This window comes from Streptomyces boluensis, assembly GCF_009908195.1.
Taxonomy (GTDB): domain Bacteria; phylum Actinomycetota; class Actinomycetes; order Streptomycetales; family Streptomycetaceae; genus Streptomyces; species Streptomyces boluensis.
Window position 1 is genome coordinate 1 of sequence record NZ_JAAAHS010000789.1, and the last position, 411, is coordinate 411.

1 pseudogene is annotated in these 411 nt (G+C 70.1%); it reads left to right on the forward strand.

Annotation, left to right across the window (positions count from 1 at the left end):
- A pseudogene (locus GUY60_RS38105) lies at nt 1-348 on the forward strand (aminopeptidase N); the annotation flags it as partial.
- Between the last annotated feature and the right edge of the window lie 63 nt (nt 349-411).

A 411-nucleotide genomic window follows, 5' to 3' on the forward strand; every position in this document is an offset into this window, starting at 1 on the left:
GCCATGTTCGAGGACGACACCCTCTCCAACTACCTGTTCACCGCCACCGCCCAGGGCTTCTGGCAACCCGAACAACTCGACCTCGTACGCGACTACATCCCCCGCTACTACGAGGCCGCCCTCGCCGTCGCCGCCCGACGCGGCCCCGCCATCGGCGACGCGGCGGGCCGCTGGGCGTTCCCCGGAGTGGCCGTAGCCCCACCCACACTCACCCTCGGCCACACCTGCCTCACCGAGTCCACCCCGTCCCCGTCACTGCGCCGCAAGCTGGTGGACCAACTGGACGACCTGGAACGGGCGTTGAGGGTACGCAATTCAGCCCGTCCTGGGGGCACCTCCCAGCGGTAGCTGGGGGAGTTTGAGGACGAGCGCGCAGCGCGATAGGGGGCAAGGGGCGCAGCCCCAAAGCCG